Here is a 22,040-nt window from a genome sequence, read left to right as displayed (position 1 = left end):
ATTCAACGATCAGACCACGTTCGCAACCACGGACGCCGCCGTATCCGCGTCGGCCGTCCCTTCCTGCGATGCGACCAGCGCGCGCCGCAACGCATTGAGCGCCGATGAAAAATGTCCGCGTCGCCAGACCAGCAACGTGTCGATGATGCCGATATCGGGCAACTCGTGCACCGCGATATTGCTCGTGTCACTCTGTAGATCGAGCACCGAGCGCGGTGCGACCGCAACGCCCGCACCGGCCGCCACGCACGCGACGATCGCGTGATACGAGCCGAGTTCCAGCACGCGCTCCGGCCGCATGCCGTGCTCCAGATACCACTTCTCGATATACGCGCGATAGGCGCAGCCGCGCTCGAACGCGATCAACGTCGATAGCGCAATGTCGCGCACTTCGCGGATCGGCCGATGGCCGCGCGGCGTCAGCATCACGAGTTCCTCGTGGAAGATCGGCACGGTCTCGAACACATCGCCGAGCGTGGCGGCATCGAGCGGCGTAGCGACTAGTGCCGCGTCGACCTCGAACTCGCGCACGCGCTCGATCAGCCTGCCGGTCGTGCCGGTCTCCAGCTCCAGTTCGACGGCCGGCCATTGCTGGTGATATTGCGCGAGCAGGGCCGGCAGACGCGTCGCCGCGACGCTTTCCATCGTACCGAGGCGCAGACGCCCGCTCGGGCGATCCTCGCGCACCGCGTGACGCGCCTCGTCGGCGAGCGCGAGCAGCCGTTCCGCGTAGGGCAGCAGGGTCTCGCCGGCCGGCGTCAGCACGAGCCGGCGACCGTCGCGGATGAACAGCTCGGTGCCGAGTTGCTCCTCGAGCTGCTTGATGCGGGTGGTCACGTTCGATTGCACGCGATTGAGCTTCGCCGCGGCGCGCGTCACGCCGTTTTCGCGCACGACCGCGCGAAAAATGGTCAGAGCGGCCAGATCCATGATTCTCTCCTGGCGATGAATGGCATCCTAATTATTCATTTTTCGTGATCCAGAGGTCAAGCTAATATGGATTCACCCCATCGCTGCTTGACCGTCCGATCATGAACGACCTTGCCTCCCACGCGTACCGGCGCTTCCACGAACCGCACGCCGCCCGGCGCGCGGCGCTCGCCTGCATGGCCGCGCTGGCCGTCGCGCTCGGTATCGGGCGCTTTGCTTTTACGCCGCTGCTGCCGCTGATGCTGCACGGCGCCGCGTTCGGCCAGCCGCACCTCGATATCCAGCATGGCGGCTGGCTCGCGTCGGCCAATTACGCCGGCTATTTCGTCGGCGCGATGACGTGCGCGGCGCTGCGGGCCGAGCCCGCGCGCATGGTGCGCGTCGGACTCGCCGCAACCGTGCTGCTGACGCTCGCGATGGGTGTCACCGGCCAGTTTTGGGTGTGGGCGCTGGTGCGCTTCGTCGCCGGCGCGGTCAGCGCGTGGACCTTCGTGTTCGCGTCGCAGTGGGGCTTGCGGCGGCTCGCTGAACTCGGCGCAAATGAGTGGAGCGGGGTCATCTACACCGGGCCGGGCGTGGGCATCGTCGGGACCGGCCTGCTGGTCAGCGTCGCGGGCGGCTATGGCGCGGTGGTCGGATGGATCGGCTTTGCGTTGATCGGCGCGGTGCTGACCGTGCTGGTGTGGCCGGTGTTCGGGGAGACTCAGGGCGTGGGGGCGGCGAAGCCTGCCGTTGCGAGCTCCTCCACCGCAAAATCCGCCACCGGATCACGCGCTGGCGCAAACCCGCCGCCCCGTACGGACGGTGTTCGGACGAGTCATGCCGTCCGCCGCGCCGACGCGTTCTGGCTGGTCCTGCTCTACGGTATCCCGGGCTTCGGCTACATCATTACCGCGACCTTTCTGCCGGTCATCGCGCGCCACGCGTTGCCGGGCTCGGCGTGGCCGGACCTGTTCTGGCCGATGTTCGGTGCCGCGCTGATCGTCGGCGCGTTGTTCGCCGCGCGTTTGCCCTTGCATTGGGACAACCGCGCGCTGCTTGGGGGCTCGTATGTGCTGCAGGCATTCGGCATCGCATTGGGCATCGTGTGGCCGACTGCGGGCGGGTTTTCGCTCGGCAGCATCCTGATCGGCCTGCCGTTTACCGCGATCACGCTATTCGCGATGCGCGAGGCGCGGCGGCTGCGCGGCGACGACGCGGCCGGGCTGATGGGTTACGCGACGGCGGCCTATGGTATCGGACAGATCGCGGGTCCGTTGGTCGCCGCGCCGATTGCCGCCCACACGGGATCGTTTTCGCTGGCGCTGTGGCTCGCCGCGGGCGCGCTGCTGGCGGGGGCGGCGGGACTGATCGCGGTAATGCGCGTGCCGCGCGGCCCGCGCCGTGGCCGCATGCCGGATTGCGGTTGCAGCTAGCACCCGAAAACAAATCTCGCACGAGCGCACTAAAATGACCGCTTTCCGTCATTTTCTCGCGCCTGTCGCCGGGCGCGTCGCTCGACCATGCAACATTTCGCGTCCGACAACTACGCCGGCATCTGTTCCGAAGCGCTCGACGCGCTGATCGCCGCCAACAACAGCGGCCACGAGCCGGCCTACGGCGACGACTCCTGGACCAACCAGGTCTGCGACCGTCTGCGCGACCTGTTTCAGACCGATTGCGAAGTGTTCTTCGTGTTCAACGGCACGGCGGCCAATTCGCTCGCGCTCGCGTCGCTGTGCCAGTCGTACCACTCGGTGATCTGCCACGAACTCGCGCACATCGAGACCGACGAATGCGGCGGTCCCGAGTTCTTCTCAAACGGCTCGAAACTGCTGACGGCGCCGGGCATCGGCGGCAAGCTCACGCCCGATGCGATCGAGTCCATCGTCACGCGGCGCGCCGATATCCACTATCCGAAGCCGAAGGTCGTCACGCTGACGCAGTCGACCGAGGTCGGCACCGTTTACAGCGTCGAGGAAGTGCGCGCGATCGCCGCGATCGCGAAGCGCCGTCATCTGAAGGTGCACATGGACGGCGCGCGTTTCGCGAACGCGGTCGCCGCGCTCGACGTGCATCCGTCCGAAATCACGTGGCGCGCGGGCGTCGACGTGCTGTGCTTCGGCGGCACCAAGAACGGCTTGCCGGTCGGCGAGGCGGTGGTGTTCTTCGACCGCGCGCTCGCCGACGATTTCGCCTATCGGCTCAAGCAGGCGGGACAGCTTGCATCGAAGATGCGCTTCATTTCCGCGCCCTGGCTCGGTCTGCTCGACAACGACGTATGGTTGCGCAATGCGCGTCACGCGAACGCGATGGCGCGCCTGCTGGAGACGCGGTTGCAGGAAATCCCGGGCGTGAGCATCATGTTTCCGAGCGAATCGAATGCGGTGTTCGCGCAGTTGCCGCCGCATGCCGCGAAGGCGATGCGCGGGCGCGGCTGGAAGTTCTACGAGTTCATCGGCGCGGGCGGTTGCCGTCTGATGTGCGCGTGGGACACGCAGCCCGAAACGGTCGAGCGTTTTGCCGCCGACGTGCGCGAGCTGTGCGCCGCGTGATCGCGCACGCGTGAGTTGCCGGAGCCTGAGCGACCACCGGCACCTCGACGCATCACTCGGCACACACGCGAAGCACGCCACTACGACCCGCCAAAAAACACGAAACAAAGAGACGTCCCCCGCCATGACCGAGTATCGATTCTGTCCCCGCTGCGCGAAGCCACTGACCGAACGCACCGACCCTGAGCACGACGGTGGCCGCGTCCGTCAAATCTGTCCCGACACCGAGTGCGGCTACGTGCACTGGAATAATCCGCTGCCGGTCGTCGCTGCGATCGTCGAGTACGAGGGCAAGATTCTGCTTGCGCGCAATGCCGCGTGGCCCGAGGGCCGGTTCGCGCTGATCACCGGCTTCCTCGAAAACGGCGAGACGCCGGAGCAGGGCATCGCGCGCGAAGTGATGGAGGAGACGTCACTGCATGCGGAGTCGGTCGAGCTGATCGGCGTGTACGAATTCATCCGCAAGAACGAGCTGATCATCGCGTATCACGTGAAGGCGCACGGGACGATCGCGCTGTCGCCGGAACTGCTGGAATACCAGCTCGTCGAGCCCGCGAAGCTGCGGCCGTGGCGCGCGGGCACGGGGCAAGCGCTCGGCGAATGGATGCGGCGGCGCAATTTGCCGTTCGAATTCGTCGAGCGGCCGGGGCTGTAAAGCGCTCCGGCCATCGAACCGGAACATTAGCCAGCACACAGACAACGCGGACAACGCAGCCAACATAGAGACAGCCCACAGCACACGAGACACCACCCGACACAGCACAGCCATCGACGCATTACCGAACCGATCATCCACGTCAATCAGCGGTCAATGAGCGCACGCTCAGGGAGAAGCAACGGCATGGCCTACATCTACTACCTGACCCATATTCATCTGGGCTACGACGCACTGTCGCAACTGTCATCCGAGTGCGCGCGCATCGGCATCGAGCGGCCCCTGGTGATCAGCGACAAGGGCGTCGTCGCGGCCGGCATCGTGCGGCAGGCACTCGACGCGCTGAAGCTCGGCGACGTGCCGCTGTTCGACGACACGCCGTCGAATCCGACCGAGGAAAAGGTGCTCGCGGCGGCTCGGTTGTATCGCGACGAAGGCTGCGACGGGCTGATCGCGGTGGGCGGCGGCTCGTCGATCGATCTCGCGAAGGGCGTCGCGATCGCGGCCACGCATCCGGGGCCGCTCACGCAGTACGCGACGATCGAAGGCGGCAGCGCGAAGATCACCGACGCCGTCGCGCCGCTGATCGCGATTCCGACCACGGCCGGCACCGGCAGCGAAGTCGCGCGCGGCGCGATCGTGATCCTGAACGACGGCCGCAAGCTCGGTTTTCATTCGTGGAGTCTGCTGCCGAAATCGGCGCTATGCGATCCGGGTCTCACGCTCGGCCTGCCGCCGGGGCTGACCGCCGCGACCGGCATGGACGCGATCGCGCATTGCATCGAGACCTTCCTCGCGCCGGCCTTCAATCCGCCCGCCGACGGCATCGCGCTCGACGGTCTCGAACGCGCGTGGCACAGCATCGAGCGCGCCTGCGCGGACGGCAGCGATCGCGAGGCGCGCCTGAACATGATGAGCGCGTCGATGCAGGGCGCGATGGCGTTCCAGAAGGGCCTCGGCTGTGTGCATTCGCTGTCGCATCCACTGGGCGGCCTGAGGGTGAACGGCCGCACGTCGCTGCATCACGGTACGCTGAACGCGGTCGTGCTGCCCGCGGTGCTGCGCTTCAACGAGCGCGCGCCGACCGTGGTGGCCGAGCGTCGCTATGCGCGCATGCGTCGCGTGATGGGGGTGCCCGAGCATGCGGACCTCGCACAGGCGCTGTTCGACATGACCGCGCGGCTCGGCCTGCCGACCGGCCTCAGGCAGATGGGCGTCGACGAAAGCATGTTCGACAAGGTCGTGCAGGGCGCGCTGCTCGATCATTGCCACCGCACGAATCCGCGCGAGGCGAGCGCCGACGACTATCGCCGCATGCTGACCGAGTCGCTGTGAGGCAGCCCCGCATCCTCGCATCCACCAACCGCCACCTCCGATGAACAAACCCGCCCCCGCCGGCCGCGCCGCGTATCCGCATTTCCTGTCGATCACCACGCGCTGGATGGACAACGACGTGTACGGCCACGTGAACAACGTCGTCTACTACAGCTATTTCGACACCGTCGTGAACGAGTATCTGATCCGCGCGGGCGTGCTCGATTTCGAGCACGGCGCGACGATCGGGCTCGTCGTCGAGACGCAGTGCAACTACTTCGCGCCGCTCGTGTTTCCCGATCGCATCGACGCGGGCTTGCGCGTCGCGCGGCTCGGCACGTCGAGCGTGTGCTACGAGGTGGGGCTGTTCCGCGACGGCGACGCCGCGCCCGCCGCGCAGGGGCATTTCGTGCACGTCTACGTGGATCGCGCAACGCGCCGTCCGGTGAACCTGCCCGCCGAACTGCGCGCGGCGCTCGAACCTTTGTGCGTCGCCGGACCGGCGAACTAGACGCGTGCAGTCGTTCATCATCACTCTGCTCAACGGCCTGAGCTACGGGCTGTTGCTGTTCATGCTGTCGGCCGGGCTGACGCTGATCTTCAGCATGCTCGGCGTGCTCAACTTCGCGCATGCGAGCTTCTACATGCTCGGCGCGTACGTCGGCTTTTCGGTGGCGGCGCGCGCCGGTTTCTGGAGCGCGCTGGTGGTCGCGCCGCTCGTCGTCGGTCTGCTCGGCGCGGCGCTCGAGCGCTGGCTGCTGCGGCGCGTGCGCGGGCACGGTCATCTGCCCGAGCTGCTGCTGACGTTCGGCGCCGCGTATCTGCTCGGCGAACTGGTCAAGCTCGGCTGGGGGCACAGTCCGCTGTCGGCGACGATTCCGGCCGTGCTCGACGGTCCGCTGTTCTCGCTGTACGGCGCGGTGTTCACGCGCTATCGCGCGTTCATGATGGCGGTGTCGCTCGCGATGCTCGCGGCGCTCGTCGCGATGCTGCGCGTGTCGAAGACGGGTTTGATCGTGCGCGCCGCGCTCACGCATGCGCAGGCCGTCGAAGCGCTCGGCCACAACGTGCCGCGAGTGTTCACCGGCGTGTTCGCGGCCGGCACCGCGCTCGCCGCGCTGGCCGGCGTGATCGGCGCGCCGCTGTTCGTGATCGAGCCGGCGATGGCGGAGTCGCTCGGCTCGCTCGTGTTCGTCGTGGTCGTGATCGGCGGTCTGGGGTCGCTGAGCGGGGCGCTGGTCGCGTCGCTGCTGGTGGGGTGCGTGCAGACGCTGGCGGTCGCGAGCGATCTGTCGTTGGGCGACGCGATGTCGCTCGCCGGCGCGGTGCTGCCGCCCGAATGGGACGCGCTGACGCTCGCGCAAGTCGCGCCGCTGCTGCCGTACCTGCTGCTCGTCGCGGTGCTGGCGATGAGGCCGCGCGGGCTGTTCGGACGGCGTGACGATCATGCGTAAGCGGAGCGGGTCGTCAGATGCGATGGACAGCGGGGTGCGGCCTTGCAGGCCCGGCCGCGCGCTCGCGCCGTGGCTCGCGCTCGTCATCTTCCTGGCCGTGCCGCCTTTCATCTGGCCGCACAGCTGGCTGCTCGCCTATCTCGCGCAAAGCGCGACGATGATCGTGTTCGCGCTGTCGTACAACTTGCTGCTAGGTGAGACGGGGCTGCTGTCGTTCGGACACGCCGCGTTTGCGGGGCTCGGCGCGCTGATCGCCGCGCGCGTGTTCAACGCAGGCGGCGTGCCGCTCGTACTACTGCCGGTGGTCGGCGGCATCGGCGGCGCGCTGTGCGGCGTGCTGTTCGGCTTTATCGCGACGCGCCGTGCCGGCACCGCGTTCGCGATGATCACACTCGGTCTCGGCGAGCTCGTCGTCGCGGCGGCGTGGACGCTGCCGGGCTGGTTCGGCGGCGAGGCGGGCGTCGCGATCGATCGCGCGAGCGGGCCGCTGCTCGGCGGCTGGAGCTTCGGTCCGGCGCGCGAGGCTTATGCGCTGATCGCGCTGTGGTGCGTCGTCGCGAGCGTCGCGATGTTTGCGCTGTCGCGCACGCCGTTCATGCGGCTCGCGAACGCGGTGCGCGACAACCCGGCGCGCGCGGCGGCGATCGGCTGCTATCCGCGCCGGGTTCGCTATGGCGTGGTCGTGCTGTCGGCGTTTTTTGCGGGTATCGCGGGGACGCTCGGATTGATCAATATCGAACTCGTGTCGACCGAGAGCGTCGGCATGATGCGCTCGGGCGCGGTGCTGATCGCGACCGTGATCGGGGGCACGGCCGCTTTCTTCGGGCCGGTCGCGGGGGCGATCGTGATCACGTTTTTCAGCGTGGTGGTCGCGAGTGTCACGCGGGCGTGGCTGTTCTATCTCGGGTTGTTCTTTGTCGTCGTCGTGATGGCCGCGCCGGATGGGCTTGCTGGCTTTGCGTCGCGGCAGGTGGCGCGGATTTCGGCCTATGGCTGGCGTGGTTGCCGGGCCGCGTATCTGTGGAGCGCGGCGGCGGGGCTGCTGTGGCTCGCTGCCATCGTGATCGCGGTGCAATGGGCCTATGCGGCGCAGTTCGGTGCGGACGAAGGCGCGGCGTTTAGCGCATGGTTCGGCGCCGGTGCGAGTGCCGATGTCCCCGTTGCACCGACGCTGTCGCCGGGTCCTCTGGCGCTGACACTCGTTGCGCTCGCCGCCCTGGCAGCGCTGTCCACACGCCATGCGCTGCGCGCGCATGCACGTGTCCCCGCGCGAGCACGCGCGGCACGATCCTCCGGAGCCGCACGATGATCCCCGCACTCGCGCTCTATGGCATCGAAAAGCGTTTCGGCGCGACACCGATCCTGCGCGGCGTCGATCTCGCGATCGAACCCGGCGAACGCCACGCGCTGATCGGCCCGAACGGCGCGGGCAAATCGACGCTGTTCCACCTGATCGGCGGCGGCGCGCGGCCCAGCGCGGGGCGTATCCATCTGTTCGGCGCGGACATCACGCGGCTCGCGCCGGCCGCGATCGCGCGCCGCGGCCTGGCGCGCAGTTTCCAGAGCACCAGCGTGTTCGCGCGGCTGTCCGTGTTCGACAACCTGCGCTGCGCGGCGCAGCTTGCCGAGCGCGATCGCACGCGCTGGTGGCAGCGTCTGACCGGCACCGCCGCGGTCGATGCGCGCGCCGTCGACGTGCTCGACGCGGTTGGCCTCGGCCCGCGCCGCGACGTCGCGGCCGGCACGCTCAGCTACGCAGAGCAGCGCGCGCTCGACCTCGGCATCGCGCTCGCGGGCGGCGCGCACACGCTGCTGCTCGACGAGCCGACCGCAGGCATGAACCGCGCGGAGGCGGCGCGCGCGATCGAGCTGATCCGCGACACCACGGCGGGCCGCACGCTGCTGATGGTCGAGCACGACATGGACGCGGTGTTCGCGATCGCCGATCGGATTTCGGTGCTGGTGCAGGGGCGCATCATCGCGAGCGGGTCGCCGGCCGCAATTCGCGCGGACGCGGCGGTGCGGGCCGCGTATCTGGGTGAGCGCTTCGATCTGGCCTCAGCCGCTCGCGCCGGTGATAAACCGGACCACGGGGCAAGCCGATGAGCGCGCTGCTCGACATTCGCGACCTCAACGCGTGGTACGGCGCGAGCCAGGCGCTGCACGGCGTCACGCTGAGCATCGAGCCCGGCGAAGTGATCGCGCTGGTCGGACGCAACGGCTCGGGCCGCTCGACGCTCGCACGCGCGATCATGGGCCTCGTGCGCTGCGAGGGCGAACTGCGTTTCGCGGGACGCTCGCTCGCCGGTCTGCGCACGTTCGAGATCGCGCGGCTCGGGCTCGGCTATGTGGCCGAGCATCGCGACGTGTTTGCCGCGCTGAGCGTCCATGAAAACCTGCTGCTCGGCATTGCGCCGGCCGCCGCATCGCGGGCGCGCGGCCGCGCCCCGCGCTTCACGCTCGACGACGCCTATGCGCTATTCCCGGTGCTCGCCGAGCGCAAGCGCACGCGTGCCGGCGCACTGTCGGGCGGCGAGCAGCAGATGCTCGCGCTCGCGCGGGCGCTGCTCGGCGACCCCGATCTGCTGCTGATCGACGAGCCTGGCGAAGGGCTTGCGAGTCTCGTGATGCAGCAGGTCGCCGATTGTCTGCACACGCTGCGCGAGCGTGGCGTCGCGATGTTGCTGATCGAACAGAGGCTCGTGATCGCGCAGGACATCGCGAGCCGCGTCGCGGTGATGGGGCACGGCGAGCTCGTGTTCGACGGCACGCTCACGTCGTTCCTGTCGCGTGATGATGTGATGCGCGAGTGGCTCGGGGTGGGCTGAAACGAAGGCTGTCGCGCACCTGACGCGTTGCTGGCCTGGCCCAACGCGCTGCGGGTCCTGGCTGGTCAAGCATCCTTATTGATGATCCATTCGTGCGCCGGATCGTTATGGAAATGCCAGACCCGCTGGCTGCCGGCCATCACGTTCAGATAATACGAGTCGTAGCCATACGGCACGATGACCGGGTGATAGCCGCGCGGCACCATCACGACGTCGTGGTCCTCGACGGCCATCGATTCGTCGATATCGCGCGAGTCGGTATACACGCGCTGGAATGCGAAGCCTTGCGGCGGATCGAGCCGGTGGTAATAGGTTTCTTCGAGCGAGCTTTCGTGCGGAATGTTGTCGGTGTCGTGCTTGTGCGGCGGATAGCTCGACGCGTGACCGCCCGGCGTTCTCACTTCGACCACCAGCAACGACTCCGCCGGCTCGGTCTGCGGAAGAATGTCGCACACATAGCGCGTATTCAGCGACTTGCCGCGCGTCGAGCGCTTCATCGACGCCGGCTCGATCAAGCGCGCCGGATACTCGCCCTTGGCCGGCGCGCTCGCGACACCAATTTCCGCGTCGCGGTTCGCGCGCACCGTCGCGCGCACGTTCGGCGGCAGATATACCGCGTACGGCGCCGCGTCTTCGAACACGCTGTCGCGCGAACCGAGCGAACTCCATGTCGTATCCGGCGTTTGGATATCGACCGCGCCGCTCAGCACGACGATGCACGTTTCGCGCGCCGGTTCGAATACGTACACGAGTTCGCTCGTGCCGACCCGATACGCGGCGAATCCTACATAGCGCCAGCAGGCCGACTGCGGCGTCACGCGCGCGATCGTCTGGCCTTCGCGCTCTGCCTTTACCAATAAGCTCATGCTGCCTCCTTGCCGAGCGGCGCATCGACGAGCGCCCGCAAAGTTCCGTACCCCTTCTGCGCATAGTCGAACGACGGCGCGACCACTGGGTCCTGCTCCGCCTCGACGACGAGCCAGCCGCAATAACCATGCCGCTTCAGCCGGTCGATCAGCGCCGGAAAATTGACCGCGCCGTCGCCGGGCACCGTGAACGCGCCGGCGATCACCGCATCCAGAAAACTCCAGTTGCGATTGCGCGCGAGCTTCATCACGGCGGGGCGCACGTCCTTGCAGTGCACGTGACAAACGCGCGCGATGTGCCTGTCGAGCACGGCCACCGGGTCGCCGCCCGCGAACGTGATGTGCCCGGCGTCGAACAGCAGGCCGACCGCGTCGCTGGTGCGCGCCATCAACTGATCGACGTCGGCGGGCGTTTCGACATACGCGCCCATGTGATGATGATAGGCGAGCCGCACGCCGCGGCTCAGCGTATAGCGCGCGAATTCATCGACGCGTGCCGCGTAGTCGGCCCATTGCGCGTCGCTGAAAAAGCGCGGCCGTTGATATAGCGGGCGCGGCGTGCCCTGGATCGAATCGGCGACTTCGCCATACACCATCACGGTCGCGCCGTTCTGCGCGAGCAATTCCAGATGCGGGCCGACCGCGTCGATTTCTTCCGCGACACTGCGTTTGGCCAGTTGTCCCGAGTACCAGCCGGACACGAGCGCGAGGTCGTATTGCGCGAGCAGCGTTTTCAGCGCTTGCGGCTCGCGGGGAAACTTGTTGCCGAGCTCGAACCCCTGATAGCCGATCTGGCGGCCCTCGGTCAGCGCGACTTCGAGCGGCGTCTCGCCGCCGAGCGACGGCAGGTCGTCGTTCATCCACGACAGCGGATTGATGCCGATGCGTACGTCGAAAGCAGTCATGCCGAAGTCCTCATGGTTTTCAGTCGTGATCGCTGCCCTGGGACGGCGAAGGCGTTGCAGAGGGCGCCGCGCGCGCGGCGAACTGCGCGTCGTACTTCGCGCGGGCGTCGCGCACCTCGGTGCGCGCCGATACTTCGGGCACCGCGACTTCCCACCACCAGCCGCCGTCTTCGGTGGTGCGAGCGGGGTCGGTGTCGATGCTGATCACGTACGTGCCCTTGGCCGCGCGTGCGCGTTGCAGCGCCACTTCGAGTTCGGCGAGATTGCGCGCATGTTCGGCTTGCGCGCCGAGCGCGCGCGCGTGCGCGGCGAAGTCGATGCGCGGCACGCCTTCCGGGCCGTGCGCGCAATCGTCGAGCAGATTGTTGAACGGTGCGCCGCCGCAAGCCTGTTGCAGCCGGTTGATGCAGCCGAAGCCGCGATTGTCCAGCACGACGACGATCAGCTTCGCGCCGAGCATCACCGAGCTCGCGATCTCGCTGTTCATCATCAGATAGCTGCCGTCGCCGAGAATCACGATCACCTCGCGCTCGGGCCGCGCGAGCTTCACGCCGAGACCGCCCGCGATCTCGTAGCCCATGCACGAGTAGCCATATTCGACGTGATACGCGCCGGGCCGGCCCGCGCGCCATAGCTTGTGCAGATCGGCGGGCAGCGTGCCGGCCGCGCAGACGACGATGTCGTCGGTCGGCGAGCGCGTGCTCGAACGCTGCACCGCGCCGATCACGTCGCCCTCGTATGGCAGCACCGCGTCGCGTTGTGGCGCATGTGTGAGCGTTTGCACGGTGTCGCGCCAACTGGCCGCGAGCTTGTGTGCGCGCGCGGTCCACGCGCGCTCGGCGTGCCAGCCTTGCAGCGGCCCGGCGAGCGCATCGAGCGCAAGCTTCACATCGGCTTCAACGACGAAGCCGCGATGCTTGAGCGCGTCGAAGCCATTCGCGTTGATCGCGATCACGTCGGCCTGCGTGAACAGCGTGTTCGAGCCGGTCGTGAAGTCCTGCAGCCGCGTGCCGAGCGCGAGCACGCAGTCGGCGTCATGCGCGAGCGCGTTGGCGGCCGGCGAGCCGGTCACGCCGAGCGCGCCCGCATTCAGCGGATCGTTCCACGCGAGCGAGCTCTTGCCGGCCTGCGTTTCCGCGACCGGCACGCCATGCGCGCTCGCGAAGCGGTGCAGCGCATCGGCCGCGCGGCTGTACAGCACGCCGCCGCCCGCGACGATCAGCGGCCGCTTCGCGTGCCGCAAGCGCGCACACGCGGCGTCGAGATCGTCGCTACGTGGCGCGGGTGCATGAATGCGCACGACGCGCGGCGTGAAAAAGTCCTCCGGAAAGTCCCAGGCCTGTGCTTGCACGTCCTGCGGCAACGCGAGCGTGACGGGGCCGCACAACGCGGCATCGGTCAGCACACGGATCGCGCGCGGCAGCGCGCTCAGCAATTGCGCCGGCTGCACGATGCGGTCGAAGTAGCGCGACAGCGGCTTGAACGCGTCGTTCGCCGATACGCCGCCGTCGTTGAAATCCTCGAGCTGTTGCAACACCGGATCGGGCGCACGCGACACGAAGATATCGCCGGGCAGCAGCAGCACCGGCAGACGGTTCACGTGCGCGAGCGCGGCCGCGGTCAGCAGATTGGTGGCGCCGGGGCCGATCGACGTCGTCGCGGCCATCATGCGGCGGCGAAAGTGCGCCTTCGCGTAGGCGATCGCACTGTGCGCCATCGCCTGCTCGTTGTGCGCCCGGAAAGTGGGCAGGGCGTCGCGATGCTGATACAGCGCCTCGCCGATGCCCGCGACGTTGCCGTGGCCGAAGATCGCGAATACGCCGCCGAACAGCGGCTCGGCGCTGACGCCGTCTTCGCTGGCGACGCGTTGCGCGGCCAGATAGCGCACCAGCGCCTGTGCCATCGTCAGGCGGATCGTGCCGCCGGAGCGGGCGGGTGCTTGCGTCGCGCCGCTGGTGGATGGAGTGTCGTCATGCATGATGCGCTCGTTCATGCCGCCTGCTCCTGATGAGAGTGATGAGGTGCGCCATGCGCCGTCGGGTCGCCGCGCGCACCGCGCCACGCGGCGATCAGCGTCTCGAACGTGTGGCGCACGCGCGCGATCAGTTCGTCGTCGCCGATTTCACCGGCGAGCCACGCATGGCTCGGTTCGTGAAAGATCGTGCGGCCGACCGTGAAGCCGCGGCACGTCGCCGCTTGCGCGGCCGCACGAAAGCCTTCGCTCAACTGCTCGACCGCCGCCGACAAGCCGAGCAGCACGACGCCGCGGCAATACGGATCGCGCTCGGCGATCAGCGCGTCGATGGCCTGCCATTGCGCGGCGTCCATCGGTTCGAGCTTCCACCACTCGGGGTAGATGCCGAGGTTGTACAGGCGCTTCAACGCGCGATACACGATGTCCGGTCCCTGCGGCAGCGACGCATGCTTCGGCGGAATCACTTCGAGCAGCAGTTCGTGGCCGCTGGCCTGGGTCGCGTCGTACAGCGCGCGCAGTTGCGCCTCCTGTTCGAGCCGCTGCTCGATCGGCTCATCCGGATGAAACTGCACGAGGCATTTGACGACGTGCTCCTGCGGCCACGCGATCAGCGTGGTGCCGATCGAGCGGCCATGATCGAACACGAGCGGCACGGAGTGGGGCAATTCGACCGGACGGCCGATCCACCAGCCGCGGCCGGTCGCGGCATTCAGCGCGTCCTGACCATAGCGATCGTCGATCAATACGCCGATGCGTCCCTGCAGATCCAACGCGCGTTCGGTTTGCGCGACCGCTTCGACGAACAAAGCCTTCAACTCGGAAATGCGCGCCTCGTCGGCGCCGGTCTGCTGCGCGAGTTCGAAGAACGGATTGCGATGATCGAACGCGAAGCCGAGCACTTCGTGCCACGCTTTGCGCGCCGGCGACACGCGATGCAGTCTTGCGAGCTTCGCATCGCGATCCGGTCGGCGCATGCGCTGCGGATCGGCCTGCGCTTCGCGCAGGAAGTAGTCGAGTTCGGCCGGGGTCGGCATCGCGGGGGCGCAGCCGTGCCGCGACACGACCAGCGCGCCGCTTGCGTTCGCGGCGCGCGCGCAGGCGTCGAGCGGCTGATCGCGCAGCCAGCCGGACAGGAAGCCGGAAGCGAACGCGTCGCCCGCGCCGAGCACGTTCAGCACTTCGACTTCGACGCCGCCGTGAATCGGCGCAGCGTCGAGCGATGCAGGCACCTCGCCGTCGATGATCTGACAGCCGAGCGGCCCGCGCTTGAGCACCAGCGTGGCCGGCGTCACCGCGCGCACCATCGCGAGCGCGTCGCGCAGGTCGGTCTTGCCGCCGGCGATGCGAAACTCTTCCTCGGTGCCGATCACCAGGTCGAACAGCGGCAGAATCCGCTGCAAATGCGCGCTGACACCTTCGCTCGCAACGAAGCGCGTCTCGCCGTCGGCCTTGCCGGTGAGCCCCCACAGCACCGGGCGGTAGTCGATGTCGAGCACGGTGCGCACGTCGTTGCGGCGCGCGTATTCGAGCGCGCGCCGGCTCGTGCGATTGACCTGCTCGGTGGAAAAATGCGTGCCGGTGATCAGCAGCGCTTTCGACGACGCGATGAACGCCTCGTCGAAATCGGCCTCGTCGACCGCCATGTCCGCGCAGTTCTCGCGGTAGAAGATCAGCGGGAACGTGTCGCGGTCCTTCAGGCCGAGCAGCACGAGCGCGGTCAGCCGTTCGTGATCGACGCGCACGTGGCTCACGTCGCAGCCTTCCTTCGTGAGCGTCTCGGTCAGGAAGCGTCCCATGTGATCGTTGCCGACGCGCGCGAGCATGGCTGCATTGAGCCCGAGCCGCGCGCAGCCGAACGCGATGTTCGCCGACGAGCCGCCGAGATACTTCGCGAAGCTCGACACGTCTTCGAGCCGTGCGCCGACCTGCTGTGCGTACAGATCGACGGCCAGCCGGCCGAGGCACACGATGTCGCGGGCACGGTCCGGCGCGAACCGGCTGCCTGCGGAACCGCTGGAGGTGCTGGAGTGAGCCATGAATAGTCCTGAGTAACAGTGCGCGGAGGCCGGCCGGGCGAAACGCGCCGAGGCCGGACATCCCGCGCGAATCGGTCAGATCGTCGCGCCTTCGAGTTCGCCCATCATCTTCTGCATCTCGGCGCCGCCGGCCATCATGTCGAGCACTTCGTCCTTGCTGATCGTCTGTTTGGTAAAGGTGCCGAGCGAGCGGCCGCGATTGAGCAGCGTGAACGAATCGCCGATCGGGTACGCGTGGTGCACGTTGTGCGTGATGAAGATCACCGAGATGCCTTTGGCGCGCGCCTTATGGATCAGCTTCAGCACGTTGAAGCTCTGCTTGACGCCGAGCGCGGCGGTCGGTTCGTCGAGAATCAGCACGCGCGCACCGAAGTGAATCGCACGCGCGATGGCCAGGCATTGACGCTCGCCGCCCGACATCGTGCCGATCGGCTGATGCGGGTCGCGCACGTTGATGCCCATTTCGGCGAGCTTGTCGCGCGCGGTGGTGGCGCAGGTTTCGAGGTCCATCACGTTCAGAAAGCCGAACAGCTTTTTCTGCGGCTCGCGGCCCATGAAGAAATTGCGCGCGACCGAGAGCAGCGGCACCAGCGCGAGATCCTGGTAGACGGTCGCGATACCGAGATCGAGCGCGTCTTTCGGCGACGTGAAGTGCACCGGTTTGCCGTCCACCCGGTAGGTGCCTTTGCTCGGCTGATACACGCCGGCGAGCGTCTTGATCAGTGTCGATTTGCCGGCGCCGTTGTCGCCGAGCAGACAATGCACTTCACCGCGTTTGAGCCGCAGCGTGATGTCGTTCAGCGCGATGATGTTGCCGAAATAACGGCTGACGTTCTCGAGCGACAGGATGATGTCGTCCGCGTTCTGTTCGGGGGTGCTCATCGTGAACCTCCGTCTAGCGCGATGCCGCGACGCGGCCGCGCACGTAGTGGTTGAACAGCACGGCGAGCAGCAGCATCACGCCGAGGAACACGCGGAACCAGTCGGAATCGACATTGGTGTACGTGATGCCGATCTGCACGACGCCGAAAATCAGAGCCCCGAAGCAGGCGCCGACCACCGAACCATAGCCACCCGTCAGCAGCGTGCCGCCGATCACCGCGGCGATGATCGCCTCGAACTCTGCCTGCAAACCACGGTCGGCCGCGGCCGAACCGATGTCGCATACCTGCAGCACCGCATACAGCGCCGAGCAGAACGCGGTCAGCACGAACAGTGAAATTTTCACGCGACGCACCGGCACGCCGACGTTCTTGGCCGCGTTGGCATCGCCGCCGACCGCGAAAATCCAGTTGCCGAAGCGCGTCTTCGCGAGCGTGAATGCGCAGACCACCGCGAGCACGAACCACCACAGCAACACCTTGGGAATGCCCGGCACCAGCGGCGCGCCGTTGTCGAGCATCTTCACGAGACCGAGGTGGCCAAGCCATACGAACAAACCTCGGAACGCGACGCCCTGGAAGAACGTGTGCGCGAACCAGTCCTGACGCGCGACGTCGCCGACGCCGGAGATGATCGTGCGATCGGCGAACATCACCGACAGCGCGAGCGTCAGACCGCGCAGAATGAACAGGAACGCCAGCGTGACGATGAACGACGGCAGACGCGTGCGTATCACCAGATAGCCGTTGAGCGCGCCGAGCAGCATCGAGCCGACGAACGCGAACACGATCGCGAGCCAGATCGGCCAGTGGAAGTACATGGTCGGCAGCGCGACCATCATGCCGGCAAAGCCGATCATCGAGCCGATCGACAGATCGAACTCGCCGGCGATCATCAGCAGGCATGCGCCGACCGAGATCAGACCGAGGTAGGCGGCGACCTGCGACCAGTTCATCACGCCGTCGAGGTTGAACATCCCGGAGTTGCCCGCGGCCACGCCGAACACGATGAACACCATCACGGTGCCCGCGAGCGCCGCGAACTCCGGTCGGCCGAGCAGATGGCGGAACCAGGATTCCTCGCGCACGCGTTCGTCGACGGCAGCGGATTGCGAGGCGGTCGACGCGCCAGATTGCGCCGGGTCCTGCGGATCGGACGGCGGTTGCTTGCGGTGATGGGGATGAAACAGGTCGGCGACACCCATTGAAGCTCTCCTTGATACGCCCCGCGACCGGCGAATCGGCGCAATGCCGTGGGCGTGTGCGAATCCTCTGAGCGGGCGAGTGCCGGCAAGACGCACTGCGTCCCACCGGTCACTGCCTTGTCAACCTTGCCGCTGGCGCGGCGGCTCGATCGCGCGATGCGATGCGTTGCCGTGCGTTCAGCGGTACTGACCCGCGTACTTCAGCACCTTGTCGACATTTTCTTTGGTGATGAAGCCCGGACCGGAGCCGATATTGCGCGGCCCATACGACGGTGCGAGCCCGTAGGTCGCGAGACGCTCCTTGAACTTCGGATTCGCCTGCAGGACCTCGCGGATCTTCACCGGGTCGGTCGTGTTGTTCTTCTTCGCGATCGCCAGCACGGCGACCGGGATATAGCCCTGCAAGTACGGTTGCTGGTCGATCGCGAACTGGATCGTGCCGTCCTGGATGCCCTTCGCGATGTCGCTATCGAAATCGAAGGTCGCGAACCAGATCTTGCCGGCGAGGCCCATCTGCTGCAGCGCCTTCAAAGTCGGGTCGGCCGACAGCGGACCGAGCGTCAGCACCGCCTGGGTATCGGGATGATTGCGCAGAAACGCGCTGACCTTCGACTGCACGCCGGTCGGGTCCTGGCCCACGTCGAGCGTCGAGGTCTTGAAGTTGGCGCCGATCGCTTCGGCGAAGCCGCGGCAGCGTTCGAACGAGGCCGGGTTCGTCGCGTAGTGGTTCACGCACAGGAACGACTTGATGCCGGCGGCTTTGGCCTTTTCGCCGGCGGCTTTGCCGGCCGCGAACTCGGGCTGGCCGACGTGCATGATCGCGCCGAGCTTCGCGCTTTGCTCTTCGGTGCCCGAATTGATCGTGACGAGCGGAATGTGCTTCTCGGTGACCTTGCCGATCGAGCTCTTCAGCACGTCGAAGTCGGCGATCGATACGATCACGCCATCGTAGTGTCGTGCGGCCGCCTGCTCGACGAGACGGGCCATGTCGGCGATGTCGCCGTTCGGCGGGTTGCGGTAGTCGGTCTGAACGTTGAAGTCCTCGTCGGCCTGCTTGATCGCGTTCTTGATCGTGTTCCACCAGGAGTCCGAATCCGGCGCGTGGCTGATCAGCACGAAGTGAGCGTCCGCCGCGCGGGCGGCCGAGGCCGCGCCGAATCCCGTCGCCAACGTCAACGCCGTCACCAGAATCCTGAGCGTTGCCTTGCCTCTGCAAAGTCTCATTGTCTCCACCTTTCTCGGTCTGTCGTTCGTTATTGAGGGAGCGCCTGGCGGGCGGCTTGCCATTCCGATGACCCACACAACGCGGCCGAAGCGCCATCGCTCACGACCAAGAGTAGGTCATCTTCCGAGGGCTTGCAAAGAAAATTTCATGACAAATAAAAATGGAAAATACGTTCCATTTGATGGGGCAGCCGCCTATACTCGGCAACGTCGGATGCGCGTTGCGGCGGGCCGCGGGCGCGTCTGTCGCATTGCAGGAAACCCCGAGAGGCTGTCATGGCGGAACAGATCACCGAAGAGGCGTCGCCGAGCGTCGATGAATTGATGCAGCGCATCGCGGATACCTACGAGTCGCTGCCGCGGCAGTTGAAGAGCGTGGCGACGTATATCGAGCAGCATCGCTCGAGCGTGATGATGGATCGCACCAGCGATATCGCCGCCAGCTGCGGCGTGCATCCGTCGGCGGTCGTGCGCTTTGCGCAGCGGTTCGGCTTTTCCGGCTTTTCGGATCTGCAGGCGGTGTTTCGTCAGGCGTATACGGGGCAGGGCGTGTCGTCGTCTAGCTATCAGCAGCGCATCCGCAAGCTGATCGACGAGAAGCCCGGCACGCTGTCGGGCGGCGCGGTCGCGCGTGAGTTCATCGCCGCGTCGCGCGGCGGGCTCGAAGAACTCGAAGCGGGCCTCGACGACAAGCAGTTCGACGCCGCCGTGAAGATGCTGCAGCAGGCCGACAACATCTACGTGATCGGCGTGCGGCGTTCGTTTCCGGTCGCGAGCTACATCGTCTATGCGTTGCAGCACACGCACAAGCGCGTGCATCTGGTGTCCGGCTTCGGCGGCATGTATCGCGAGCAGATTCGCAGCGTCAGGAAGGGCGACGTGGTGATCGCGATCAGTTTCGCGCCGTACGGCAAGGAGACGCAGTACTGTCTGCGCGTCGCGCATCATCATCAGGCGAAGACGCTCGTCATCACGGATAGCCAACTCTCGCCGCTCGCACGCTACGCGAGCACGCAACTCTACGTGAAAGAGGGCAGCGCGTTCGCGTTCCGCTCGCTGACCAGCACGATCTGCCTGTGCCAGGCGCTTTTCATCGCGCTCGCGTACAAGCTCGAACTGAACGTTGAAGAATCCAACGACACTGGAGGCTACGATGACTGACGCGGTAAGCACGATCGACGTCGCGGTATTCGGCGCGGGGCGCATCGGCAAGATCCATGCGGCGAATCTCGCGCGGCAGCCCGGCGTGCGACTCAAATACGTGGTCGACGTGAATCGCGAAGCAGCGGCCGCGCTCGCCGCGCAGCATGGCGCGCAGGTCGCGGATATCGACGGCGCGATCGGCGATGCGTCGATCGGCGCGACCGTGATCTGTTCGAGCACCGACACGCACGCGGACCTGATCGTCAAATCGGCCGCGCAGAACAAGCACGTGTTCTGCGAGAAGCCGGTCGATCTCACGCTCGAGCGCGCGCGGATGTGCGCGGAAGCTGTGGAGCGCGCGGGTGTCGTGTGCATGATCGGTTTTCAGCGGCGCTTCGATCCGACGTTTTCCGCATTGAAAGCGCGCCTCGACGCGGGCGAGATCGGCACGCCCGAGATGCTCGTCGTCACGAGCCGTGATCCGGGCGCGCCGCCGGTCGAGTACATCCGGCGCTCCGGCGGCATCTTCAAGGACATGCTGATTCACGACTTCGACATCTGCCGCTGGATTCTCGACGACGAAGCCGACACGCTGCACGCCACCGGCAGTTGCCTCACCGACCCCGCAATCGCCGACGCGGGCGACGTCGATTCGACCGCGGTGACGATCCGCACGAAGCGCGGCCGCCTGTGCCAGATCAACACCACGCGGCGCGCCGCGTACGGCTACGACCAGCGCTTCGAAGTGCTCGGCAGCACCGGCATGCTGCAGGCGGGCAACGTCCGGCCGACCGAAGTCACCGCATACTCGAACACGAAAGTATCGACCGACGTTCCCGAGGCGTTCTTTCTCGAACGCTATCGTGCGGCGTACGCGCTCGAAATCGCGCATTTCTTCGACGCGGTGACGCACGGCAGACCGGTGCGCACGACCGTCGCCGATGGCCTGAAAGCGCTCGAACTCGCGGAAGCCGCAACGCGTTCGTGGCGCGAGGGCCGCGCGGTCAAACTCGGCGAGGCCGCGTGATGAAGGCCGCCACGGAGCGCTTGCGGATCGGCGTGGTCGGCCTTGGGCGGCTTGGCAAGCGGCATGCGGAGAATCTCGCGTATCGGGTGCCGGGCGCGACGCTCGCGGCTGCGTGCAGTCCGCTCGAAGCGGAACTCGCGTGGGCGCGCGATGCGCTACCCGAGCCGCGCCTTTACGCCGATTACGCGGACCTGCTCGCCGATCCGCAGCTCGACGCGGTATGGCTCGTCACGCCTTCGTCGCTGCACGCGCAGCAGATCGTCGACGCATTGCGCGCCGGCAAGCATGTGTTCTGCGAAAAGCCGCTGTCGCTCGATGTCGCCGAATGCGAGCGCGTGCTGGCCGAAGCGGTGCGCTATCCGCACTTGCAAGCGACGATCGGCTTCATGCGCCGCTTCGATCCGAGCTACCGCGACGCGTTCGATAAAATCGCCGCCGGCCAGATCGGCCGGCCGTTCCTCGTGCGCTCGCAGACCACCGATAAAAACGACGACGACGGCTTCTTCGTGCGCTTCGCGGCGACCTCGGGCGGCATCTTTCTCGACTGCACGGTGCACGACATCGACGTCGCCCGCTGGCTGCTCGGCAAGCCGCGCGCGACGCGCGTGTTCGCGGCGGGCACGATCGCGCTGCACGAGGGTCTGCGCGAATTCGGCGACGTCGACAACGGCGTGGCGATCTGCGAATTCGAGGGCGGCAAGCTCGCGATGTTCTACGCGTCGCGCACGCAGGCGCACGGCAACGATACGCATAGCGAAGTCATCGGTACGGCAGGCGCGCTGACGATCGGCCGCAATCCGCGCGCGAACCGCGTCGAGATCTACGATGCGACCGGCATTCGCAACGAATGCACGCCGAACTTCTTCGACCGGTTCGAGGACGCGTTTCTGCACGAGGCACGCGCGTTCGTCGCGTCGGTGCAAAACGGGCCGGGGAAGGGCGGTGCGGCACAGCGTGGCGCGACGCTCGCCGATGCGCTCGAAGCGACGCGTATCGGCGTGGCGCTGCGCGAGTCGCTGCAAAGCGGCGAGGCGGTGACGCTGTAGCGGTATGCTGCCCGGCG

The 22,040-nt window shown here is 66.9% G+C and carries 20 protein-coding genes; 12 read left to right on the top strand and 8 right to left on the bottom strand.

The features are described 5' to 3' along the window. Positions 1–9: 9 nt before the first annotated feature. A complete protein-coding gene (locus BC1002_RS10285) occupies positions 10–930 on the bottom strand; it encodes a LysR family transcriptional regulator (protein WP_013089977.1) in 921 nt (306 codons plus the stop codon). 101 nt (positions 931–1,031) lie between these two features. Between BC1002_RS10285 and BC1002_RS10280 the strand changes: the two genes are divergently transcribed. The 9 genes from BC1002_RS10280 to BC1002_RS10240 all read left to right on the top strand — a co-directional run bounded on the left by BC1002_RS10280 (position 1,032) and on the right by BC1002_RS10240 (position 9,715). Continuing rightward, complete coding sequence (locus tag BC1002_RS10280) at positions 1,032–2,345, top strand: YbfB/YjiJ family MFS transporter (protein ID WP_013089976.1); 1,314 nt, start codon at positions 1,032–1,034, stop codon at positions 2,343–2,345. An 87-nt stretch (positions 2,346–2,432) separates the two neighbouring features. Next, complete coding sequence (locus BC1002_RS10275) at positions 2,433–3,464, top strand: threonine aldolase family protein (RefSeq protein ID WP_013089975.1); 1,032 nt, start codon at positions 2,433–2,435, stop codon at positions 3,462–3,464. 124 nt (positions 3,465–3,588) lie between these two features. Then, positions 3,589–4,119, top strand: coding sequence for an NUDIX domain-containing protein (locus tag BC1002_RS10270; protein WP_013089974.1), 531 nt, complete (start codon positions 3,589–3,591; stop codon positions 4,117–4,119). Positions 4,120–4,305: 186 nt separating this feature from the next. After that, positions 4,306–5,454, top strand: coding sequence for an iron-containing alcohol dehydrogenase (locus BC1002_RS10265; protein ID WP_013089973.1), 1,149 nt, complete (start codon positions 4,306–4,308; stop codon positions 5,452–5,454). A gap of 40 nt (positions 5,455–5,494) precedes the next feature. After that, positions 5,495–5,944, top strand: coding sequence for an acyl-CoA thioesterase (locus tag BC1002_RS10260; RefSeq protein WP_013089972.1), 450 nt, complete (start codon positions 5,495–5,497; stop codon positions 5,942–5,944). 4 nt (positions 5,945–5,948) lie between these two features. Continuing rightward, complete coding sequence (locus tag BC1002_RS10255) at positions 5,949–6,887, top strand: branched-chain amino acid ABC transporter permease (protein ID WP_013089971.1); 939 nt, start codon at positions 5,949–5,951, stop codon at positions 6,885–6,887. A gap of 22 nt (positions 6,888–6,909) precedes the next feature. Next, a complete protein-coding gene (locus tag BC1002_RS10250; RefSeq protein WP_013089970.1) occupies positions 6,910–8,196 on the top strand; it encodes a branched-chain amino acid ABC transporter permease in 1,287 nt (428 codons plus the stop codon). Beyond that, complete coding sequence (locus BC1002_RS10245; protein WP_013089969.1) at positions 8,193–8,993, top strand: ABC transporter ATP-binding protein; 801 nt, start codon at positions 8,193–8,195, stop codon at positions 8,991–8,993. The genes BC1002_RS10250 and BC1002_RS10245 overlap by 4 nt, the downstream gene beginning before the upstream one ends. Next, positions 8,990–9,715 carry an ABC transporter ATP-binding protein gene (locus BC1002_RS10240; RefSeq protein WP_013089968.1) on the top strand — a complete coding sequence of 242 codons (726 nt, stop codon included), beginning with the start codon at positions 8,990–8,992 and terminating at the stop codon, positions 9,713–9,715. The genes BC1002_RS10245 and BC1002_RS10240 overlap by 4 nt, the downstream gene beginning before the upstream one ends. A 65-nt stretch (positions 9,716–9,780) precedes the next feature. Here the strand turns inward: BC1002_RS10240 and iolB are convergent, their stop codons facing one another. The 7 genes from iolB to BC1002_RS10205 form a co-directional block, all read right to left on the bottom strand. Next, positions 9,781–10,581: a 5-deoxy-glucuronate isomerase gene (iolB, locus tag BC1002_RS10235; protein ID WP_013089967.1), complete on the bottom strand. Its 801-nt coding sequence runs from the start codon at positions 10,579–10,581 to the stop codon at positions 9,781–9,783. Continuing rightward, on the bottom strand, positions 10,578–11,486 hold the full coding sequence (gene iolE / locus BC1002_RS10230) for a myo-inosose-2 dehydratase (RefSeq protein WP_013089966.1): 909 nt from the start codon (positions 11,484–11,486) through the stop codon (positions 10,578–10,580). Before iolE ends, iolB begins: the two co-directional genes overlap by 4 nt. Positions 11,487–11,505: 19 nt before the next feature. Beyond that, positions 11,506–13,479, bottom strand: a complete 1,974-nt coding sequence (gene iolD, locus BC1002_RS10225; protein ID WP_013089965.1) for a 3D-(3,5/4)-trihydroxycyclohexane-1,2-dione acylhydrolase (decyclizing) — start codon at positions 13,477–13,479, stop codon at positions 11,506–11,508. After that, on the bottom strand, positions 13,476–15,497 hold the full coding sequence (locus BC1002_RS10220) for a bifunctional 5-dehydro-2-deoxygluconokinase/5-dehydro-2-deoxyphosphogluconate aldolase (protein ID WP_013089964.1): 2,022 nt from the start codon (positions 15,495–15,497) through the stop codon (positions 13,476–13,478). Before BC1002_RS10220 ends, iolD begins: the two co-directional genes overlap by 4 nt. A 75-nt stretch (positions 15,498–15,572) precedes the next feature. Further along, positions 15,573–16,379, bottom strand: coding sequence for an ATP-binding cassette domain-containing protein (locus tag BC1002_RS10215; protein ID WP_013089963.1), 807 nt, complete (start codon positions 16,377–16,379; stop codon positions 15,573–15,575). A gap of 13 nt (positions 16,380–16,392) precedes the next feature. Next, a complete protein-coding gene (locus BC1002_RS10210) occupies positions 16,393–17,583 on the bottom strand; it encodes an ABC transporter permease (RefSeq protein ID WP_013089962.1) in 1,191 nt (396 codons plus the stop codon). A 177-nt stretch (positions 17,584–17,760) separates the two neighbouring features. Continuing rightward, a complete protein-coding gene (locus BC1002_RS10205) occupies positions 17,761–18,807 on the bottom strand; it encodes a sugar ABC transporter substrate-binding protein (protein ID WP_013089961.1) in 1,047 nt (348 codons plus the stop codon). A gap of 276 nt (positions 18,808–19,083) precedes the next feature. On the opposite strand from BC1002_RS10205, the gene BC1002_RS10200 reads away from it, so the two are divergent. The 3 genes from BC1002_RS10200 to BC1002_RS10190 are packed head-to-tail and all read left to right on the top strand — an operon-like array spanning position 19,084 to position 22,023. Continuing rightward, positions 19,084–19,968: a MurR/RpiR family transcriptional regulator gene (locus BC1002_RS10200; RefSeq protein WP_013089960.1), complete on the top strand. Its 885-nt coding sequence runs from the start codon at positions 19,084–19,086 to the stop codon at positions 19,966–19,968. After that, positions 19,961–20,977, top strand: a complete 1,017-nt coding sequence (gene iolG, locus BC1002_RS10195; RefSeq protein WP_013089959.1) for an inositol 2-dehydrogenase — start codon at positions 19,961–19,963, stop codon at positions 20,975–20,977. The genes BC1002_RS10200 and iolG overlap by 8 nt, the downstream gene beginning before the upstream one ends. Next, positions 20,977–22,023, top strand: a complete 1,047-nt coding sequence (locus BC1002_RS10190) for a Gfo/Idh/MocA family oxidoreductase (protein ID WP_013089958.1) — start codon at positions 20,977–20,979, stop codon at positions 22,021–22,023. The genes iolG and BC1002_RS10190 overlap by 1 nt, the downstream gene beginning before the upstream one ends. Positions 22,024–22,040: the final 17 nt, after the last annotated feature.

Origin of the sequence: Paraburkholderia atlantica, assembly GCF_000092885.1 — a bacterium.
GTDB classification, from domain to species: domain Bacteria; phylum Pseudomonadota; class Gammaproteobacteria; order Burkholderiales; family Burkholderiaceae; genus Paraburkholderia; species Paraburkholderia atlantica.
The sequence above is the reverse complement of the archived record's forward strand: the minus strand, read 5'-3'. Positions and strand labels throughout refer to the sequence as shown.